Raw genomic sequence first — 1,123 nt, forward strand, 5'->3', positions numbered from 1 at the left:
CTCATGCTGAGTTTCCAGCACTAGATTAACTGCCCGTTCACGGACTTCCGGAGAGTAACGTTTGGTCGTTGTCATAGAGACCTCCACTTTTAAAGTATAGACTCTAATTTATCCGGGGTGATTCACAGCGCATTACCGCCGTCGGTCTGAGTTGCGGCAGTCTCTTGCCCCCAGCCGGAAAAGGCCGTGACGGAGAGCGTCACCAGCACGGTCGTTTTTGTTTTTAACATCTTTTCGCATCCAATCGATTGGCAGGACGCCGCGGGCGACAGGTACCGGCCGCCGATGGCGGACCTTGAGCAGGCGACGGAAAACCGGCCACGTTTTGGCCGGCCAATAATCCTACCGTCCCGGTAATAAACGTGTCCAGGAAACAAATGCACCTAAACAATGACAGGCGACAAAACTGGACATTAACGGTTTATTCCCTACAATCCCGGGCAAAAGCGGTAATGACCGCCCGGCCAGCAGGAAACGACTATGACGCCCGAGACGTTACCCATCGACCCTTATGAACAGCAGTTGGCGGCAAAAGCGGAACGTCTGCGGCAGATGATGCTGGCGTTCCAGGCACCTGACGCACAGATTTTCCGCTCACAGCCCGCGCATTATCGCATGCGCGCCGAATTTCGCATCTGGCATGATGAGGATGACCTGTATCACATCATGTTCGATCCGCAGACCAAAGCGCGGATCCGCATCGATCATTTCATGCCCGGCAGTCCGCTCATCAATGCCCTTATGACCGAAATGATGACGGCCATCCGCCCAGAACCCCTGCTGCGCACCAAACTGTTCCAAATTGACTACCTCACGACGCAGAGCGGTGAGGCGGTAGTGACCCTGATTTATCACCGGCCGCTGGACGACGCCTGGCGCGAATGCGCCGCAGGCCTGCGTGACGCCTTGCGCGCCCGCGGCTACCACATCCAGTTCATCGGTCGCGCCAGCAAGACCAAAATCTGCCTGGATCACGATTATGTCGACGAGCGTTTGTGAATCACCCCGGATAAATTAGAGTCTATACTTTAAAAGTGGAGGTCTCTATGACAACGACCAAACGTTACTCTCCGGAAGTCCGTGAACGGGCAGTTAATCTAGTGCTGGAAACTCAGCATGAGCA

The 1,123-nt window shown here is 54.9% G+C and carries 1 pseudogene; it reads left to right on the plus strand.

Going from position 1 to position 1,123, the window contains the following annotated elements:
• Positions 1 to 480: 480 nt before the first annotated feature.
• Positions 481 to 996: pseudogene (locus CINSTRO3249_RS16020) on the plus strand (tRNA (uridine(54)-C5)-methyltransferase TrmA); the annotation flags it as partial.
• Positions 997 to 1,123 lie beyond the last annotated feature (127 nt).

The organism is Candidatus Sodalis sp. SoCistrobi, from assembly GCF_900143145.1.
In the GTDB taxonomy this organism is placed as follows: Bacteria; Pseudomonadota; Gammaproteobacteria; order Enterobacterales; family Enterobacteriaceae; genus SoCistrobi.